Source organism: Trichocoleus sp. FACHB-46 (assembly GCF_014695385.1).
Classification (GTDB): Bacteria; Cyanobacteriota; Cyanobacteriia; order FACHB-46; family FACHB-46; genus Trichocoleus.
The window spans coordinates 133,806-152,383 of record NZ_JACJOD010000011.1 but is presented as its reverse complement, the minus strand read 5'-3'; the positions used below and the strand labels follow the sequence as shown (position 1 = coordinate 152,383).

Genomic DNA, 18,578 nt, shown 5'->3' with positions numbered 1-18,578 from the left:
CACGAATCAAGTTAGCTTAAAGATTAAAAAGTACTAGGAGTTCGGTGTGGAACTGCATAGTTTTGAGCAACGGATGGAGACAATTCAGGAACGAATTTCCTCCTTAGCTCAATTCGCTGAGCAACTCTCTGCCGATCAAGCAGCCATTCTAAAAACATCACTGGATGAGCTTTCGAGCCTCACAAAAGCGCTGCCGACCCCTTCAAATAATGACATAAGTTCTAATAATCAAGACGCGCAGTTCCTAATTTGTCAATCAGAGGAAAAGCTTTCGAAAATATTTCAAGCGAGTCCTATCGCAATTAGCATTTCTACCATCACTGAGGGACGTTTTATTGACGTAAATAATAGCTTTGTAGACTTGGTGGGCTATAGCCGTGAAGAACTGATTAATCATACGGTTTTAGAACTGGCTATCTGGCCCAGTGCGGAGGATAGAAAAAGGCTAATCGAATTGATAAACCGTCAAGGCTTGGTTCGCAGCTTAGAAGCTAAATATGCCAAGAAGTCGGGTGAGATGCGAGATGCTTTAGTCTCTGTAGATGTTTTGGAGATAGACGGGGAAAGATGTGCTCTTGCTTTCTTGAATGACATTACCGAGCGCAAACAAGCAGAAACGCAGCTTCAACAGCTCTACCAACAAACGCAGTATCAGGTGCAACGGGAGCGAGCCTTAAATCGTTTTACTCAAGCGGTTCGTAACTCTCTCGACATCGATTGTATCTTTGCGACCGCAGCCCAAGAAATTGGTCAGATGCTGCAAATTGATTATGTTTCGATTTTGCAGTATGTACCGCAGCGGCAAATTTGGCTGAATGTCGCTGAGTACGAGCAACAGCTTGGTTTGGTGCCTACAGGTGTAGGAATGGAGATTCCGGATGCGGATAACCCCTTGGCAGCTCGCCTGAAGCAATTAGAAGTGGTACGAATTGACAATACTCAGGTGCTCAATGATCCGATCAACAGCTCTCTAGCAGAAGAGTTTCCAGGTGCCTGGTTGCTGATTCCTTTGCAGTATCAAGGCAATCTCTGGGGCAGCTTGACTTTATCGCAAAGAAACTCGCCTCACACTTGGCAAGACTCGGAAGTGGCTTTAGGTTGTGCGATCGCCGACCAACTCGCCCTAGCCATTCAGCAGTCAGAACTGTACCAACAGGTGCAGCAACTGAATGCCAATCTAGAGCAACAGGTGCAAGAGCGCACCCAACAACTGCAACGAGCCTTGAGTTTTGAGTCGTTACTCAAGCGCATTACAGACAAAGTACGGGACAGCCTGGATGAAGGGCAGATTTTGCAAACTGCGGTGCAAGAACTCGGCTTAGGACTACAAGTGAAGCGCTGTGAAACCGCTCTGCATGACTTAGCGCAACAAACTTCTGCGATCGCCTATGAATTTACAGCAGTCCCACATACTTACTCAGGTCAGGTAGTGCCGATCGCCGAGTATCCCGATGTATATGAGCAGTTGCTACAAGGTCAAGGCGTGCAATTTTGCCCCATCTATTCCCGCTCCCAAACCAATGGCGAACCGGAAGCAATTTTCAGTTACCCCATCAGCGATGATCACGAGGTTTTAGGGAGCCTGCATTTGTGCAAAACTCCCCAAGCATATTTCGATGAGGCAGAGGTGCGGATTGTGCAGCAGGTTGCCAACCAATGTGCGATCGCTATGCGGCAAGCTCGGCTGTATCAAGCTGCTCAAGCCCAAGTCCAGGCTTTAGAAGCGCTGAACCAACTCAAGGATGACTTTTTAAGCACGGTTTCCCACGAACTGCGAACCCCTGTCTCCAACATGAAGATGGCGATTCAAATGCTCAAAATTGCACCCAGCATAGAGCGGCGGCAGCGCTATCTGGAAATTTTGCAAATGGAGTGTACGCGGGAAATTGAGCTGATCAATGATCTGCTTGATCTACAGCGCCTAGAGTCGCAAGCTGATGGCATTGCCTTAGAAGAAACGATTCTGCTACCCGATTGGTTACCGAGCGTGATTGAACCGTTTCGCTCCCGCATCCAAGAACGCCAACAAATCCTGCACATGGACGTGCCCGCCGATTTACCACCGCTGATTTCGGACCATACCAACTTAGGGCGCGTCTTAGCCGAACTAATTAACAATGCTTGCAAGTACACCCCGGCAGGTCATCAGATTATTCTGAGTACTTGGTGTGAATCTGAGTCTTTAGCGATCGCCCCAACTCCCCAGCCTGTCATTGCTTTAAGGGTTCGAAATCAAGCCAACATTCCTGCCGCTCAACTAGATCGAGTTTTTGAGAAGTTCTACCGAGTCCCTCACGCCGATCCTTGGCAACAAGGGGGCACAGGCTTGGGACTGGCGCTAGTGCAGAAGCTAGTGGAGCAGTTACAGGGAGTTTTGCAAGTAGAGAGTAACAACGGTTGGACCACTTTCACCGTTCAACTACCCGCTCAACCTCAAATTCTCTAGAACTCACTCACAAGCTTTACCTAACCGACCTCTCCCCAAACTCCTCGCCGACGCGGCGAGGGGCTTTGAATTTGGCTACCCTTCCTTACCAGGGAAGGGTCTGGGGGTTAGGTCTCAATGCAATTAGCACCCAGCAAGCCAGTGACCTAAACACCCACAGCACTATTGGAAAGGCTACTCCGCCATCGCCAAAGTCGGCATCAGCACCGTATCAATCACATGGATGACGCCGTTATCAGCCAAGATATCGGTTTTCAGGACATTGGCATCATTTACCCTCAAGCCTCCCTCCTGCCCTACCGCCACAATCGAGCCTTCCATCGTCGGTGCTTCATCGATCTGAGCCAAGTCATCCGAGCGGACATCGCCAGAGATCACGTGGTAAGTCAAGAGCCGCTTTAGCTTCAACGGTTCTTGCAATAACCCATCGATGGTGCCTTCTGGCAGTTTGGCAAAGGCTTCATCCGTGGGTGCCAAAACCGTTATGGGGCCAGGGTTTCTTAGTACGTCGTTTAAATTAGCCGCTTCAAGCGCACTCAGTAGTTGAGTAAACGATCCAGCCTGGGTAGCAGTTTCTAAGAGGTCAGCCATAGTTGCTTATTTAGCTTCTCGATAAAGTAGGTCTCTTGTTAAGAGATAGAAGCCAGAAACCGACTCGGCATCTTGCTACAGGCTGACTCGGCTAGGTTTAATGAGTGGATTGAATATTGCGCTGGCGCAACTGCTCCATAAAGAACTCTTCTAAAGTAGGCCGAGCTAAGCTGACCGTGATGATTTGCGCGCCCATGAGGCTGAGGCTGGCTAAGAAATCGTAAGGATCGCCCCGCAGGTTCCCTTCCCAGAAGCCGTCTTCAAACTCTAGATTGAGCATGCGCTTCTTTAGCACATCCAAGCTGCCACCTTTACCCTTGACGTAGTAAGTGTCAGCCGTACCCAGCAGCTCATTCAAGGAGCCGACACAGATTAACTCGCCCTCAGCCAAGATGGCGACGCGATCGCAAATTTGCTCTACATCCGACAAAACGTGGCTGTTGAAAAAAATCGTTTTGCCTTGCTCTTTCAGCGACAGAATAATCTCTCGAATTTGGTAACGCCCCATCGGGTCTAGCCCAGACATCGGTTCATCGAGAAACACCACGTCCGGGTCGTTGATCAAGGCTTGCGCCATGCCAATGCGCTGCAACATACCCTTGGAATATTGCCGTAGTGGTTTCTTGCGGGTCGTTTTTTGCGACAAACCGACGAGTTCGAGCAATTGCGGAATTCGTTGCCGCTGCACTGAGCGCGGAATTTGGAAGAGGCCCGCGACAAACTGCAAGAACTCCCAGCCCGTCAGGTAGTCGTAGTAGTAGGCGTTTTCTGGCAGGTAACCGACTTTTTGCTTCACCAAGCGATCGCCTAATGGCCGCTCTAATAAAAAAGCCTTACCAGAAGTGGGACGAACAATGCCCAACAAGGTTTTAAGCAGAGTGGTTTTGCCTGCGCCATTTGGCCCCAACAAGCCAAAGGTTTCTCCCTGATAGACCGTAAGGGAGCAGCCTTTTAAGGATTCCACGCGCTGATTGAACCAGAACCCAGTGCGATAGACTTTGCGGAGGTTATTGGTTTCTACTACCGTCGGGCGATCGTATACGACTAGTTCGCCTGGTGAATCTGTTGCAGCAGTCATTACAGTTCCACTGAATATCCTAGTCTTCTAGATTAGCTTGGTCTTGGCTTCTCACAGCTACAGGGTTACTGCCATTCGTTGAGTGCTGTCACCCAATGTTGCAACAAAGCCGAAACTTGGCTGCGCCGCGCCTCAAAGGTGGCCGCAATCCAAATTAAAGCTAAACCCAAAACAATCAGCAACGCCCACAGCAGCAAAGAGTAGTTGTCAATTAGGAGCCAAACTTGCCGCAAAACTTGAATCATGAAGCTGGCTGTACCGACGTAGAGAAAAGCGCGGACTTGCAAGGTTAGTCCCGCCAAAATCAGCCCAATACTAAAGCCCAGCGTTCCTAAGGCGATCGCTAAGCTAGTTTCCGATTGATAGATTGCGGTTAAACAAATCAGACCTACGGCTAAACTCCGCAACCAATGGCGTTTCTCGCGTTCCGTGGGCGATCGCAAAGCTGGGTCAACTTGTGCTACATAGAGCAGCGACCCACCCAAAACGGCGGCATACCACAATGGTTCCTCTAGGGCGCGATCGCTGAAAAAGCGCAGAATCGCCCAGTCTGCCAGCAGAATACTGAGATAACTGAGCCGTGCTTGATTGCGAGTTTTGGCCACCCACGCATAAAAAGCTGCCACAATCAGCAAACTTTGCAAATTCACCCCACCCGCATTGGCAACCGCGATCACCCCAGGCAGCAGAATGGCTGATTGCTGCCAAGGCTCCAACGCCCAACCTCCGCGTTGCCAAGGTAGAACGTACATTCCATAAGCTATAGCACTGGCGATCGCAGCTCCCCAAGCGATTAGAGTGGCATCCGATAGCCACAGACTAAGCAGATAGCCAATCGCTAGCAAACTGGCGACAATTCCGGTGTAAGTCCAAGACTCACTGTTTCGACCTTCCCGGAGAGCATAGACGGCGAGCACAGCCGTAATCCCTACCCACAGCAGTTCTCCGGTGGAGCTGAGCGAATTGAACAACGCTAGCAGCATGAGACCGCTACTGATAATCCAGTGTAAGTGAGCGATCGCGTGAATTCGGGGCGCGTCAAGGCGGAGGTAGGGCACCAACCACCGGGACAGCAGGCGCTCGCCAATCGCAATTACAGCTGCCAAAGCCCCCAGCAATAAGATGCCATCGCCCGCATTGCCGCCTGTCGCTTGCATGAGCTGGTAGATCAGCAACTCGTAGGCCGCGATCGAGACACCCACAAGCGAGAGGTAGGTTAATGCGAGTCGAGGTTGTTGTCGGCCTACGCCAATGCCAATGAGAGCGGCACCGAAGCTATACAAGCCTGTGGTAGCCGTGAAGGTAGTGTGAGCGCCCATCAGAGCCAAAGCCGCATAAACCACCGGAATCACATGCCAACTGATGAGATAAGGCTGCTGAGTTCGCCTCACCCACCAATCACTGGCTAGTTGCGCGATCAATCCCAAAGCCAGATTTGCGATCGCCAACCGTTCCAGCAGGGTAGGAACTAAAGAGACATCCGGCGACCATAGCAGGCGAACCACCAGTAACTCGATGCCCCAAGCCAAGCCATAAAATCCTACATTGCTCGCTTGCTGCCAAATGCGGTAGCCAATCGCCAGCGTCGTCAAAGCGATCGCAACGGTGTAACCCACAGAGCGATCGCCGAACCTACCGTAAAGAGCTAAATCATAACCAGTCAGAATTAAAAGATTGGTAATACTGAGCGCGATCGCCCAACCGTTACTGGCTTGAGCATAGATCTTGGCTAAAGTCTGAGTTTGTCTACGGCCAATATCGTGGACCAACCACAGGATCAGCGTCGCGATCGCCACCAAGTTCAGCGCGCTCGGCAGTGTAAGCTGAGTCGAGAAACCTTGCCAAATCACCGCGATCGCCAAACCCAAGCTGAAACCCACGGTGAGAATGGCTGCGCCCAAATGCTGCAAGCGGTAAGTGTTTACCAGCATCAAACTAGTCGCCACACCTAAGCCGATTAAGCGAGGAGTCGCAAAGCCGAGTGTCAAAGGTTGCACGACCACAAGTGCGAATGTGCTCAACCAGCTTGCTTGGCGGATATGAGCCCACTGTCTGCGAGTTGCCAAACCAGTCATGGCAGCGGGAGCCAGCAACCAAAAACGCCCTACTGCACTCGATTCACTCAACCAAAGGCTGCCAAACAGTGTGTAGCTGATCGCGGCTAAGAGTAAGCCGAAATACCAAGCACTGCGTTTCCAGACAGGCCAACGAGGAACCAATGTAAAACTCCACTCCAATAGCGCTCCCGCCAGTAACACGCCTGCCCAAAGTTGAGTGGATAGGTTTGGAAATCCCAGGTCAATTACAGAGGCGATCGCCGTTAAACCCGTGACATGGGTCAAGTAAATTAGCCCAGAAGAAGCCTGAGGTCGCTGACGCACCACCACCGCTAACGTCAAGGTCGAGAAAGCTAGATTGAGCGATCGCAGCAGGGGATTGGTCAGACTAAACAAAGTCAAAGCAATGCCCAAGCCTAAAGCTAAGGCTTCGCTCCAGTCAGCTAGTTGCGGTTGTTGCCGTTGTCGCCAATACTGGGCAGCTACTAACGTCAACGCTAAATAGGGAAAGAATCCGATTCCAACTAAACTCGCTGCTGTAAATGAACTGCCTGCGATTTGCTCGTTCCAACTTAGAAAAGCTTGCCTCCCCTCTACCGGGATTAACCACCACAGCAACCAGTAACCTTGTAGCCCTACTAGAAAAGCAGCGGTGAGCAAGGCAGCTTGAGGCAAGCGCCGTAAGCGATCGCTAAGCAGCCATAAGGCCAAGCCACTAATGGCGATCGCCTGCCACGGCGGTTGTACCGATACTGTGACTAACCATCCCAGTAGCAACAAAGCTGCGCCTGCCTGAGTCCACAAAACTCTGCCCGGATTTTGTCTCGCCAGCCAGCACAACAGCCAGCCACAAATTCCCACCGCCAAACCTAGTCGATGGATTGGAACTTGGGCGACCAAAACAGCTCTGGCAATTAATAGCAAGGCTGAGGCTGCAACCGCAATGATGCTAGGAGCTAGCCATGTCTGTCCCGTCATCGAAGACGAAACGGTTTCTAAGTCAGGCGATCGCGCTTCTGAACTTGTCTGAGCCGTGATAGCTGCTGAAGCTTGGTCTTGCTGCAACAAGACAAACGCCGTGCCGAGCGTGCCCAGATAGGTGGCAATTAGCGGAAATCCAGACCACCCCCAGCCCCAATGCAGCCAGCTCAAGGCCACAGCATCTAGCAAGAGCCAACGTGAAGTAGCTACAGGGTGGACCGAGTTGCGTCTAAATCCCAAAAGTTGCAGCAGCAAGGCCGTCAGACCAAAGGCTGCAATAACCGCGATCGCTCCACCTCCAGGTTGTTGCCACAACTTAAACCCATCCATCATCCAGAAGTTGACCGGAATGATCAGCAACGTCGCCGTCTGCAACATCCGAGCTGTGAGCTGTAAGTTGGGTTGTTTCGTAGCCCATAAACCTGCAACCCAAAAGGCCAAAGTATAAGCAAATAAAATGCAGTACTGCCCGGTAGGAGGAAAGTTGCGCCACTGGCTCGCAGCTAGCACTCCCGACGAAACCACCACCATAAACACGCCCAAGAATAGCAGCCAGATGACGCTAATCTCAGCCATCAATGATTGCAGGCGTTCGGCTAAGAAGTTGCTTTGTCTGATAGTCGTGCCACCAACGCTAGTGGAACTAGCAGCACTGTCAGAGCGAACTGGGGAAGAGCGAGCGCCTGTTCTAATCCGGGGTCTTCGCGACGATCGCTCAACTGGTTCAATCAGAAAGTCTGAGTCAGGTTCAGCATCCCTCACTGAAGCATCGGTAACTGGAATGGGCTCCGGTAAGGCACAGGTGAGATAGCGATCGCCGATCTGCTTAACTTGCTCTTCTGAGAGTAGACCTAAGTCTTGCCATACCTCCAATCCTTCCAGCAAGGCAGAGTTCGCCTGGACGCTGAGTTCAATCCTAATCAAGCGATCGGAGCCAGATGCCATGCTTCACTGCCCTCCCAGTCCAAGTTCGAGATAGCTAGCAAGATAACAAGCTTTTTCTACCTGGCTGCTCAGTACTCGCACTTTATTAAGCATCATCCCTTCAGAGGTGGGTTACTTAGAGCGATCGCCTATAAACCAACTCCAAAAACTAATGAAGTGTAGGCTGCAAAGCCAGGTCTTTGAGGACTAATCCAACGCTCAGCAATGCGACACTAAAGCAACGGCTACTTGGGCTTAAATGCGTCCCCCAAGCTATTTGAAAGTCTGCTTTCATGGTCTAAAACAACAAGAATTAAGCAGATAAACTTTTTAATTGAGAATAAATACCTAGCTGGTTCAAACCGTAACGTTGAGTTTTGTAAGCGGCATCTCTCTTGAATAAATTGCTGCGTTACTTTCTGTAGCAATTTTGGCTGAATTTAGTCCTTTAAATTGACTGAAACCCTTTAAGCTCTAGGAGATTTGGCTTCCTCCTCTACCTAAAGATAGAGAGCATAGAACCCTCAAATCACTTGGTTAAATCGCTCGTTCTTGACAGGTTAACGTCGATTCTTGATGATCCCTAAATTGTGTAACAAACACTGCTTTATCTTTTAGTAAATTCTTAAATAACTTAATGATCACTCTCTCTATCTAGTGATAAGCTTTTAGGAATCAAGCGAAGATGTGAACCAAACACATCGATAGTGAATTTAAAAAAGCTTAATGCCGGGGAGAAAAACCATGTCTATTACAGACAAGTATAATGTTCAAGTTGAATCAGGAACCCGTAACCACAAGGGCTTCTTTGTTGAAGATACAGACTATAAATTAGTTGGAATCGACCAATCAGGCTGGGCGCTGATTTGCATGAATGACGCTGTGTGCCACTATGTTGATCCCGACAACCTCACGATCTTGGCAGATGGCTCGGTAGAAATTGCCGAGTAAACGCAGTTAAGCAATAGTCTTATAGACTCATTCCTGTTAATCGGCTGTCCACAAGGGCAGCCTCTATTTTTTGGAGCTTTAATCTCGTCTTCTCTACTAGATACCGAGGAACAGCTTTAAACTCTGGCACTCGAAGCGTTATGACCAGTTAAAGCAACGACAAACGTGGTTCCTTGCTCAGGTTTACTCTCAACAACAATATTGCCTTGATGATTTTCCACAATGGCTTGCGCGATCGCGAGTCCTAGACCAGAACCCGTAGTGGCAGGTTTGGCAATGCTAATTTCAGCGTTTTCGTGGGTGCGGGCAGGGTCAACTCGATAGAAGCGATCGAAAATATGCGGCAGCGCCTCCAACGGAATGCCAATACCTGTATCCCGCACCTGCACTTGCAACTGCACGATATGATTGCGCTTCACTTGCTGTAGCATCACTTCAACTCGTCCACCCACGGGCGTGTACTGTACGGCATTGCCTACCAAGTTGGTAAATAGTCGGGCCAACTGATCGCGATCGCCTTGTAATGTAAAAGGTTCGGGAGGAATTTCGCCTTTACTGCCATTGCGGGGACGATGCTCTGGTGGGTTTTCTGCGGGTTCCTCTAAATCTAGAGATAAACTCACTCCTTTTTCTAAGGCGATCGCTTGTTGTTCTTCCACGACGTCAATCAACAGTGCATCCAACGCCACCGTTGTCCAACGGGGCTGCACTATGCCACTGTCTTGCCGCGCCAAAAATAGCAAATCATCGACTAAGCGTCCCAAGCGGCGAGTGAGACGCTCCACTACTTTCAACTGCTGTTGCTGCCATTGCGGATCAGGATTGGGGTCGGAGAGGGCAACTTGCACATTAGTCTGAATCGTGGCGATCGGGTTTCTGAGTTCGTGGGAAGCGTCGGCGGTAAATTGTTTTAGTTGTTGGTAGGAAGCTTGCACTGGTTGCATTGCTAGCCCAGAGAGTAACCAGCCAATGGCTGCTACTGCCACAACCATCAGGCCAGTCCCCAAGCTCAGGTCAAAAATTAGTTGCCGAATTGGTTTCGTAACTTCAAACCAGGGATGACTGACCCGCAAATACCCCAGCACTTGCCGTCCTACCTGGACTCGTTGCGTCACTTGCCGCAGCAGATCGGGTTCCTGCACCCCATCACTAGGCTGCGATGGGAGATGTACTGTTTCACCGGTACTGTTGGGATGCAGAGCTACATTCAATGGTGCCGAAAGAGTAGACCAAAGCAGGTCTCCCTCAGGGCTAAACCACTCTAAGTCAATATGATCATCTTCAACCGTGTCGGCATTGTTGCGGAAACTCGCTTCTATATTGATCCGTAAAGGACCACCCTCTTTATGGAAATCCACAGGTTCTAGAACTAGCGATCGCTGCACCACTTCTACAACATGGTTGAGCGTGTCATCAATCCGCTCAATTAAGGTACTGCGGACATAAAGATAGAAACCACTTGCAAATAGCAGCAGCAGTACAGCAGTTACTGTGGTGTACCACAAAGCTAATCGCCGCCGAGTAGTTTGAAACATCGTAAGTAAGTTAATACAAATTAATGTTAAAGAAGCAAAACCTAGACTCAGTAACGAAAACGAGCTTTGCCATTTTTGTCAACGGAACAAGAGATGGCCTGGAAGGGCTAAAGATTCTGTGCTACCGTGTCTAGTGAGCATTAAGTTTCGGCTGACGGGTTTGTTCTTAGATTGACAGGCATCTCTCCGAATCTCAATCTCTACACTTTTTCTGATTCTGGAGTTTTCCATGTCAATCTACATCGGCAACCTATCTTATGAAGTTACCCAAGAGGATGTGAGTGACATCTTCTCCGAATACGGTACCGTAAAGCGAGTTCAACTCCCTGTAGACCGCGAAACAGGCCGCATGCGTGGCTTTGGCTTCGTTGAGATGTCAACCGAAGCTGAAGAAACCGCGGCCATCGAAGCTCTGGACGGAGCAGAATGGATGGGCCGTGATCTTAAGGTCAATAAAGCTAAACCCCGTGAAGAGAGAAGCCCCGGCGGTGGTGGCGGTGGTAACCGCAGAAGTGGCGGTGGCGGCGGTGGTGGTGGCAGCAGAGATGGATTCTCTCGCCGCTACTAAACCTCAGTCTTAAAGCAAGGCTTTTAACTTTAGAGTTGTGAGCGAGTGAGGCAGAGGCCAGCCCTTGTCTCACTCTGCTGAAGATGCACTGGGGTGATTCACAACCACCTAGCAAGTAGTCAAGCTCAGGAGGCAATCGCATGACCCAGGTGACTGTTGGCGAAAACGAAGGAATTGAGTCGGCGCTGCGCCGATTTAAGCGTCAGGTCTCGAAAGCAGGAATCTTTTCGGATATTAGACGACGACGGCACTTTGAGACTCCGATCGAGAAGAAGAAGCGCAAGGCGATCGCTCGAAGACGGAAGAGACGGTTTAATTCAGCTAGTTAAACAACCGATTTTATGTATAGCGGTTGAAGTATAGGAGTGTAGTGATTCGTTGCTACACTCCTACTGCTTTAAATGCACCTCACGCTGCTAGACCGGGTTGGCTTGGCCTAACTGAGCTAAGAACTGGAGAGCCTTAACTACATAGCTGGCACAGAGATAGGGTGAGGTGTCATAGAACGATCGCCAAGCTGAGGCTTTGTATTGTGGGTATTGGTCGGCGCGATCGGGAAATTTGTCTAGCCAAGCGAGGCGCACTGCGTGACCGATCAACACATCAAGTGCGATCGCTTCTTCAATTTGTAGGTTGGGGTTGCGTTCTGCGATCGCGGCTAATTCCATTAAGGTTTCGATATTCACTTGGCGGTACTCTGGCGCTGGAATCTTGTTTAGCAAGTGCTCTACCCGCAAAGCAAAGTTGGGTTCTCCAGGCGTCATCTCCGCCAAGATTAAATGACTATCCAAGCGGTTGCGACGCTCTAGCTTGTCGCCAATCACCAAGCCTTTGCAGTGCTTCAGCATTCGCCAAACTTTGAAGTAAAAGTCTTCCGGCACGCGATTGAGGGCTCCATCCAATTGACGTTTTTGTAACCAACTACCAGTAGGTGACTCGGATTCGGATTGCTCTGGCAACACCACCCACTCGATCGCCTGTTGTTGTTTGACATGCAACGATTCTTGCTGGAACAAGGTCTGATTCAAACCTTCGTATCCCGCTAAAACTTGGCGGAGGCGCATTTTTAGCTCGAAGGGGCTGAGTTCCATCAAGTGTTCGTAAGCTTCGTCTTGGGTGACTTGCAATTCACGGGACAAAGCAGTGGTAATTAATAAGATTAGATAGCCCACTCGCAGCGTCAGCAAACCATCAAAAAGTTGTGGCTCCGATTGGATCAGCAACCCGCAGTAGATCAAAATTTCTTGAGTGAGGACGCGATCGCGAATGTCTTCACCGCAGAACTCCTTGATTTTGTCGATCACCTCAGTGTAAGACATGGGACGGGTGATTAAAGAAGCCTCACTGTAGGACTTGCCCACCGTAATTTGCTTTTGCCGCACCAAAATATCAGTCACCGCATCCGATAAACCAATATCTACTTTATTGAGCAAACCCGCTGCCCGGCGAACTACCGCCCACAACTGCAACGTTCCAGCCTTGGTGTAGACCTCATTGAGGAGATCAACTACTGTCACCAAGCGTTGCGGGCCTTCAAAACCCGTCTCAAACTCTAACCCTCGCAACCTTACCAAGGTTTGTAAGAGTTCAATTTGCTCGTAGATGTTTTCCGTCTCTCGCAACCTGCTCAGCAGCAAATCGATGTTGGTTTCACATTCCAAGACAAATTCCTGAGTGTAGCCCAAGGGGCCGCTCTTCTCTGGATTGAGCGCCAAGTACGAGCAAACAGGCGAAGCATCTTGAACTGAAGTGCTAGAAAACTCAAAATTATGCAGAAAATCAATCCGCTCAACTCCTGCCGTCAGGATCAGTTGGTTTAGTCGTCCCAATCGAACAGCAATGCCATTGCAGTACCCATTCTGCAACTCTTGTATCAAATCCAGAAGCGCTCCGCGACCTGTTTCTAGCATTGCTTTGGTGATTAGCAATGTGAGAGTGGGTCTACCAAGTTGACACCAATGGGATTGAATATAGGCCAACTCACTTTTGATCTGAGCGACTAAAAAGTGGTAGTCCAGTGTTAGATAAAACTGTTGCGAATCGAGGCAAGAAGGCAAAAAGGCAATCGTTTCGCCACAAATGCGGAAGACGCGGCAAGTGGTGAGACTGCGGAGCCGTCGTATAGGCCGACCACTCAGAGCAAGTTTATCGTTGCGACCAATCTGGGTGTACGCTGCCGATAACTCAGTGGCATGACGAACTTGTAGCGGTTCTACCTGCTTCGGAGTTTGGGTGGCAATACCATAGGCCGCGAGTTTCTCCTGAATGGCTTCATCCTCAGCCAGCATTGCAATCTGAATCAGCGGTTCGCGATGCCGCCCGACGCACAGATGCCGTCCTAGAGGATCAATGTCTCCTAAGGCAATTAAACCGTCGCTGACCATACAGCCGAGAAAATAGAGACTCTGTGCCCAAACCAGAGGGATGTTTTCATTGGGTAAACGTTTCTGGCTCTGGGGATTCTGGCGCTCGGCATCAATACTTTCCTGGGGGACGTAGTACAGTTCTGGCAGCAGTTGCAAACCATCCTGCTCGACGAGCAATGTTTTCAGCTTGGCTTGGTAGTCTTCTACTTGAGCGCGATCGCCTTGGAACAAGCCATCCAGCAGCAGATAGGTGAAGAATAACGGCCACTCACATTCCACATGCTCGAATTGCTGCAACTCCCAAGGTTCGTAGTGCAAGCGGGTGGTGTCTTCCAAAACTGTCTGATGACCATCTCGCAAGAAACGCTTACAGCCGTACTTGCCTTGCAGCTTTTTAATGATGGCGTTGCGAGTGCGCTCCATCAACGGGCGATCTTCCACAGCGAACGCAGGAAAACCAATCACACTCAACAAAGCCGCATCAATTTCTTTAGAACCAGATTCCCGTGGCAATAGGGATTCTAGGGTAATTCGCGCCCGCGCAATCTCGTCGGGTAACACGTGAATGACTGACGCTTGGCTACCCCGCACGCCAAACAAATCTAGACCATTGATCGCCTCCAGCGCCGCCTTCGCCATGCCGATGGAACTAGCATTTAGCTCTGGATTGCCGTGGTTAGTTTTGTTGCCCCGTTCCCAAATGCCGTAGTCTGGGGTGCGGTAAGCGCGTCCAATGTAGTAGACCAAGTTCTGAATAAAGTTGACTTCGTCAATGCTGTAGACGATGGACAGTCCAGAAGCGGTCATTTGGGCCAAGATCAACAAAAACAAGGAGGTAGCATCGAGCTGTAGGTGGCCCCATTCCCCATCTCCTACGACCGTATCGCCAGTGTGAGTGTCGTACTTGGCATGGAGTGCATCTAGCGCTGATTGCGTTGCCTTAAACTTCTCGACTTTGTGGGTCTGCCGCATCATGGCGAACAACAAACCCCGCATCAACTTGACGACGCTGTGCTCTAGTTCGTAAGTGCGACCTTGATCTTCGTCTACTTTGCGGTAAGCCAGCGCTAACCCCCACACGGCCAGAATGCTATAGACGTTATCCCGCACCCAGGCATCGGTGTAGTCGCCGTGGGCATTGACCGCTGTACTGGCGGGTAGCAGCCCTGTAATGGGATTTTGGCGCGTCAGGATGATGGTGTTGATTTGGCGGTAATAGTCATCTAAGCGCGCTTGCAAATCAAGGGATGCGGTTGCCATGTTTCGGTTACTTGGAGAACTGAGCCTAAAGTTGTAGAAGTTAATTTTAGTCTTTCGGCCACGCTTGAGTGATGCGATCGCGAGGTTGCCAAAGCCTGCTGAGCTACAGGCTGAGTGCCTTTATTATCTCCGGTTTAAGAGAGATTTAGTCCAAAAGTGCGATCGCTGCCTCTGGTGCGCTTGATCCCAGTAATTTCACCATATCTTCATTGGAATATTTGAGGTCATGTCCGTATCTTTACGAGGAATCCGGTAGAACAAGAGTTAGGGCAAAAGAACGAGACGGAATCGATCATTTGGCAGAAGTAGTCTGCTCGGCCAATTGGATACGTTGAAGCTAGGAGCAGACAAATTACTCATTTCTTACTCCTATTACGAGGTGGTTTGTATGTCCCGTCGCTGCAATCAAAATAAATCCCCTTTTCTTAAAATTGTTTACTCCCAAGTAAAAGTAAACGGTAAGCTTGAACTCGTCCCAATGGAAATGTATGCTGATGGCTCTCTAAAGCGCTGCGAGTTCTAAAACTATGAAATCGTGTTTCTGAATTGTTTTCTGTAATTTAAGTTTCATTCAAGCGATCGCTTTTCTTGGTTTTTGAGCAATTTATTTTGTGGAATCCTAAGGCCAAACTAATTTCTTTCCTCTTTATCTGGCGAGATTACAATTTTTCTAGGAAACAAGACTTTTATTAGGCGCCAATACTCTTCAAAATTTAGTTTCTCTTGACGCTCAAGCTGTATTATTCTACAGATACCCTATCGCCAACCACCAAACTTCTGCTCCAGGATCTTAAGTGAAATACTCACTTGGACTTATATCTTAGGTTGTTAACCGGAAACGTTTGGGCATCCTAAGCGGAGGTTTATACTGGTTTGGAGCCAATGAAGACTCTATTTTTAGATATGGAATGGGGGCAAGTTTACGGTTCTTACAAGAGACATTTTATTCCAATAGAGATCGGTGCAGTCATCTTTAGTTCAAAGAATGATGCGCTCATTCTAGAGGGTAAGAAGCTTCGCTATGACATAGATCTCGTTATAAGAAGGAACATTATTAACCATGTTGGTAAAACAGTTGGATTTTCAGAGACAGTTGTAAATCTTGCAAAAGGAGAATATCAGAAGCCATTTACCCGCAGTTATAAGTTGCAGAAGTCTCACAAGGTAGCAGCAATAAAGTTAGCTCAAAGATCTTTAAGTGATCTACGTCACTATATTTATGCTTTATTCAAAAAATATAATATTTCTCAGATTATGTTATTTGGGGGAAATGAAGATCTCAATTTATTAAGATTGGCAGGTGTAAATACATCAAACATCAAAATTATTGATATACAGCGTGCTATTAGAAAAGAGATACGATATTTGTTCTCTCTTGACAAAATTTCGTTAATTATTGGTTTCTACTCCAACAATAAGTTCTTTGGTTCTAATAACTTTCGATATCCTTTGCCAGAGCGCTACAAGTACCTCATCAAGCCTCATCGAGCCATCGGAGATGCGTGCAGAATTTTTGTGGTCTATCAAGAGTTCTATGAAGCCAAGGCTCAATTTGTGCAACGGTGTAGTAGCTATTTTCAAGACAATCAGTCTCACAAATCAATAGCGGATGCAGTTAACTAATCGTCATGGTTGTCGAATAGTAATCACCATACAGAACTTTTGTCGAAGGTTGATGGTTGTGATGTATAGATTAGGTGCGATGATAATGCTCAATGTTAGCAATCCGAGCACTCCTACACGATTAGCCTTTCACTAAGTACAAAAGTACAAGTACTTGCAATAAGTTGAGTATCTTTAGACTTGAATTTAGTCACCTACTGAGCCCTGACCATCCTTAAATAATTGAGTTGACAAAACCTGATCTTTCCTCTGGGAATTGGGTAATTCGCTTCACTTGAAATACCTTGCACTTCAGTATATTGATCTAGTTTTTGTGTATAAAGTTAACCTGTCAGAAATTCGTCAGGATCTGTTGCGATCGCTCCTGTAATGGGTAGTTGAAACGAAAACTGCGAAACCAGCAGCAATTTAGTAGCGCTCTGGGCTAGAGTGCGGTAAAATCTAGCGCCTGAGAGGGCTACTCAACAACCATTACTAGATGCGTGAGGCAGTGCAAGTGCGGTCCATGTCTGAAGCACTCAAACCATTTCCTGTACTGGGCCTTCCAGTTCACCTATCGAACGACTATGCAGGTTGGCTTGCCGCTCGGCTGCAAGAAAAACGAGGGGTACATGTCGTCACGCTCAATGCGGAAATGACCATGCAGGCAGAAGATTCTCCTGCTTTAGCTAACATTATTCGCCAAGCCGAGCTAGTGATTCCCGATGGCGCTGGGGTAGTGCTGTACCTGCGATCGCAAGGGCGACGGATAGAACGGTGTCCAGGGATTGAACTTGCAGAAGCCCTCTTACAGCGCGCAGGACAAGCAGCCGAGCCTTGGTCTGTGTTCTTTTACGGCGGTGCTCCTGGTGTTGCGGAAACTGCGGCGAATCATTGGCAACAGCGAGTTCCAGGTTTAGCGATCGCGGGAGTGCAAAATGGTTTTCTTCCCGCCGAAGCTCAGCCAGAGTTTCGACAAATGCTGGAAACCTTACAACCTCGCTTAATTTTTGTCGGCTTGGGCGTGCCTCGTCAAGAGTTGTGGATTGCCGAGCATCGTCACCTCTGCCCAGAAGCCGTTTGGATTGGGGTGGGTGGTAGCTTCGACATTTGGGCAGGGGAGAAAGTGCGAGCCCCCGCTTGGTTGCGAGACAATCATTTGGAGTGGGTTTATCGGCTATATAAAGAACCTTGGCGGTGGCGACGGATGCTAGCGTTACCAAAATTTGCAATTCGAGCCCTAATTTATCGCTTGACCCAGAGACATCCAGTCAGCCAACAGCTACCATAATCTCTACGTCACAATCACGCTGCTCAAAGGCACTGTTTTTCTCTATGCCCCAGGTTTTGCACGGCAAATCTCCCCAGGCTGCTGCTAATAGTTCTGGTTCCCCAGCCAACGATGTTTATGCCCACCTCCAGGCACCGCTCAGTGACACTCAGACCCAAGACAACTCCACGCCGCAACCTGCTGCTACCAAGCCGATCATTCAGTTGCAAAGCGTCACGAAAACTTATCCCAATGGCAGTCGTGGCTTGTTAGGCGTGAATTTAGAAGTTAAGCGGGGCAGCTTCTTGTTTGTGACTGGCCCGTCTGGTTCCGGTAAAACTACGTTTTTGAAGCTGCTTTACGGTGCAGAACGTCCGAACCAAGGCGATGTAGTAGTGGATGACTACAATTTATCCAAGCTGCGGGGCGATCGCTTGTCGCTGCTGCGGCGGCGGATTGGCATTGTCTTTCAAGACTACAAGCTGATTCCTCGTCGGACAGTGGCTGAGAATGTGGCCTTTGTCCTGCAAGCTCAAGGCTATACCCGCAAGGAAATTCAGCGACGGTTGCAGCCCACGCTCCGGATGGTGGGTCTGCAAGACAAAGCCGACTGCTTCCCCGATGAACTATCTGGGGGAGAACAGCAGCGGGTGAGCATTGCCCGTGCTGTGGTTAGTACACCACCGCTATTGCTGGCCGATGAGCCTACAGGTAACTTGGATTCAGAGAATTCTTGGCAGGTGATCAAGATTCTGAAAAAGCTCAATGGGATTGGAATTACGGTGATCGTGACCACTCATGATGAGCAACTGGTGAGAATGTCTAACCACCCCGTCGTGCAAATCAAAAATGGCAGGTTAAGCTCCGTAAAATCTTAATGAGTTGACCAAGCGTGTGGCATAGGCAGCGATCGCAACTTCAATAGTCCCGCCATGAAGGACTTACTGCG

Annotated in this window: 12 protein-coding genes; 7 read left to right on the top strand and 5 right to left on the bottom strand. The window is 49.1% G+C overall.

Features of this window, described 5'->3' with window-relative positions; translation table 11 throughout:
- The first annotated feature begins 46 nt into the window (after nucleotides 1-46).
- The gene (locus tag H6F72_RS07215) at nucleotides 47-2,446 is read left to right on the top strand and encodes a GAF domain-containing protein (protein ID WP_190433252.1); all 2,400 of its coding nucleotides are present in this window, start codon (nucleotides 47-49) and stop codon (nucleotides 2,444-2,446) included.
- Nucleotides 2,447-2,620: 174 nt separating this feature from the next.
- On the opposite strand, the gene H6F72_RS07210 is transcribed toward H6F72_RS07215, so the two are convergent.
- The 3 genes from H6F72_RS07210 to H6F72_RS07200 all read right to left on the bottom strand — a co-directional run bounded on the left by H6F72_RS07210 (nucleotide 2,621) and on the right by H6F72_RS07200 (nucleotide 8,098).
- Nucleotides 2,621-3,037 carry a fasciclin domain-containing protein gene (locus tag H6F72_RS07210; RefSeq protein ID WP_190433242.1) on the bottom strand — a complete coding sequence of 139 codons (417 nt, stop codon included), beginning with the start codon at nucleotides 3,035-3,037 and terminating at the stop codon, nucleotides 2,621-2,623.
- Between the two features lie 97 nt (nucleotides 3,038-3,134).
- Entirely contained in the window at nucleotides 3,135-4,115 is a 981-nt protein-coding gene (locus H6F72_RS07205; protein ID WP_190433240.1) for an ABC transporter ATP-binding protein, read from the bottom strand.
- 65 nt (nucleotides 4,116-4,180) lie between these two features.
- On the bottom strand, nucleotides 4,181-8,098 hold the full coding sequence (locus tag H6F72_RS07200; protein ID WP_190433238.1) for a DUF2157 domain-containing protein: 3,918 nt from the start codon (nucleotides 8,096-8,098) through the stop codon (nucleotides 4,181-4,183).
- 723 nt (nucleotides 8,099-8,821) lie between these two features.
- Between H6F72_RS07200 and H6F72_RS07195 the strand changes: the two genes are divergently transcribed.
- Nucleotides 8,822-9,028 carry a hypothetical protein gene (locus H6F72_RS07195; RefSeq protein ID WP_190433236.1) on the top strand — a complete coding sequence of 69 codons (207 nt, stop codon included), beginning with the start codon at nucleotides 8,822-8,824 and terminating at the stop codon, nucleotides 9,026-9,028.
- Between the two features lie 116 nt (nucleotides 9,029-9,144).
- Here H6F72_RS07195 and H6F72_RS07190 read toward each other — a convergent pair whose 3' ends face one another.
- Nucleotides 9,145-10,563: a cell wall metabolism sensor histidine kinase WalK gene (locus H6F72_RS07190; RefSeq protein ID WP_190433235.1), complete on the bottom strand. Its 1,419-nt coding sequence runs from the start codon at nucleotides 10,561-10,563 to the stop codon at nucleotides 9,145-9,147.
- Between the two features lie 229 nt (nucleotides 10,564-10,792).
- Between H6F72_RS07190 and H6F72_RS07185 the strand changes: the two genes are divergently transcribed.
- Nucleotides 10,793-11,131 (top strand): RNA-binding protein, encoded by a 339-nt coding sequence (locus tag H6F72_RS07185; RefSeq protein WP_190433233.1) that lies wholly within the window; start codon nucleotides 10,793-10,795, stop codon nucleotides 11,129-11,131.
- A 140-nt stretch (nucleotides 11,132-11,271) separates the two neighbouring features.
- Nucleotides 11,272-11,460, top strand: coding sequence for a 30S ribosomal protein S21 (rpsU, locus tag H6F72_RS07180; protein ID WP_190433231.1), 189 nt, complete (start codon nucleotides 11,272-11,274; stop codon nucleotides 11,458-11,460).
- A gap of 87 nt (nucleotides 11,461-11,547) precedes the next feature.
- Here rpsU and H6F72_RS07175 read toward each other — a convergent pair whose 3' ends face one another.
- The gene (locus H6F72_RS07175) at nucleotides 11,548-14,757 is read right to left on the bottom strand and encodes a glycoside hydrolase family 15 protein (RefSeq protein WP_190433229.1); all 3,210 of its coding nucleotides are present in this window, start codon (nucleotides 14,755-14,757) and stop codon (nucleotides 11,548-11,550) included.
- An 882-nt stretch (nucleotides 14,758-15,639) separates the two neighbouring features.
- Here H6F72_RS07175 and H6F72_RS07170 point away from each other — a divergent pair.
- The 3 genes from H6F72_RS07170 (at nucleotide 15,640) to ftsE (ending at nucleotide 18,507) form a co-directional block, all read left to right on the top strand.
- Nucleotides 15,640-16,380 (top strand): hypothetical protein, encoded by a 741-nt coding sequence (locus H6F72_RS07170; protein WP_190433227.1) that lies wholly within the window; start codon nucleotides 15,640-15,642, stop codon nucleotides 16,378-16,380.
- 505 nt (nucleotides 16,381-16,885) lie between these two features.
- On the top strand, nucleotides 16,886-17,650 hold the full coding sequence (locus H6F72_RS07165) for a WecB/TagA/CpsF family glycosyltransferase (RefSeq protein WP_190433225.1): 765 nt from the start codon (nucleotides 16,886-16,888) through the stop codon (nucleotides 17,648-17,650).
- 44 nt (nucleotides 17,651-17,694) lie between these two features.
- Nucleotides 17,695-18,507, top strand: coding sequence for a cell division ATP-binding protein FtsE (gene ftsE, locus H6F72_RS07160; RefSeq protein ID WP_190433223.1), 813 nt, complete (start codon nucleotides 17,695-17,697; stop codon nucleotides 18,505-18,507).
- Nucleotides 18,508-18,578: the final 71 nt, after the last annotated feature.

Excerpts from the sequence above, each read along its gene's own strand:
- H6F72_RS07210 (WP_190433242.1), bottom strand. The coding sequence starts at position 3,037 with ATGGCTGACCTCTTAGAAACTGCTACCCAGGCTGGATCGTTTACTCAA.
- H6F72_RS07205 (WP_190433240.1), bottom strand. The coding sequence starts at position 4,115 with ATGACTGCTGCAACAGATTCACCAGGCGAACTAGTCGTATACGATCGC.
- H6F72_RS07200 (WP_190433238.1), bottom strand. The coding sequence starts at position 8,098 with ATGGCATCTGGCTCCGATCGCTTGATTAGGATTGAACTCAGCGTCCAG.
- H6F72_RS07195 (WP_190433236.1), top strand. The coding sequence starts at position 8,822 with ATGTCTATTACAGACAAGTATAATGTTCAAGTTGAATCAGGAACCCGT.
- H6F72_RS07190 (WP_190433235.1), bottom strand. The coding sequence starts at position 10,563 with ATGTTTCAAACTACTCGGCGGCGATTAGCTTTGTGGTACACCACAGTA.
- H6F72_RS07185 (WP_190433233.1), top strand. The coding sequence starts at position 10,793 with ATGTCAATCTACATCGGCAACCTATCTTATGAAGTTACCCAAGAGGAT.
- rpsU (WP_190433231.1), top strand. The coding sequence starts at position 11,272 with ATGACCCAGGTGACTGTTGGCGAAAACGAAGGAATTGAGTCGGCGCTG.
- H6F72_RS07175 (WP_190433229.1), bottom strand. The coding sequence starts at position 14,757 with ATGGCAACCGCATCCCTTGATTTGCAAGCGCGCTTAGATGACTATTAC.
- H6F72_RS07170 (WP_190433227.1), top strand. The coding sequence starts at position 15,640 with ATGAAGACTCTATTTTTAGATATGGAATGGGGGCAAGTTTACGGTTCT.
- H6F72_RS07165 (WP_190433225.1), top strand. The coding sequence starts at position 16,886 with ATGTCTGAAGCACTCAAACCATTTCCTGTACTGGGCCTTCCAGTTCAC.
- ftsE (WP_190433223.1), top strand. The coding sequence starts at position 17,695 with ATGCCCCAGGTTTTGCACGGCAAATCTCCCCAGGCTGCTGCTAATAGT.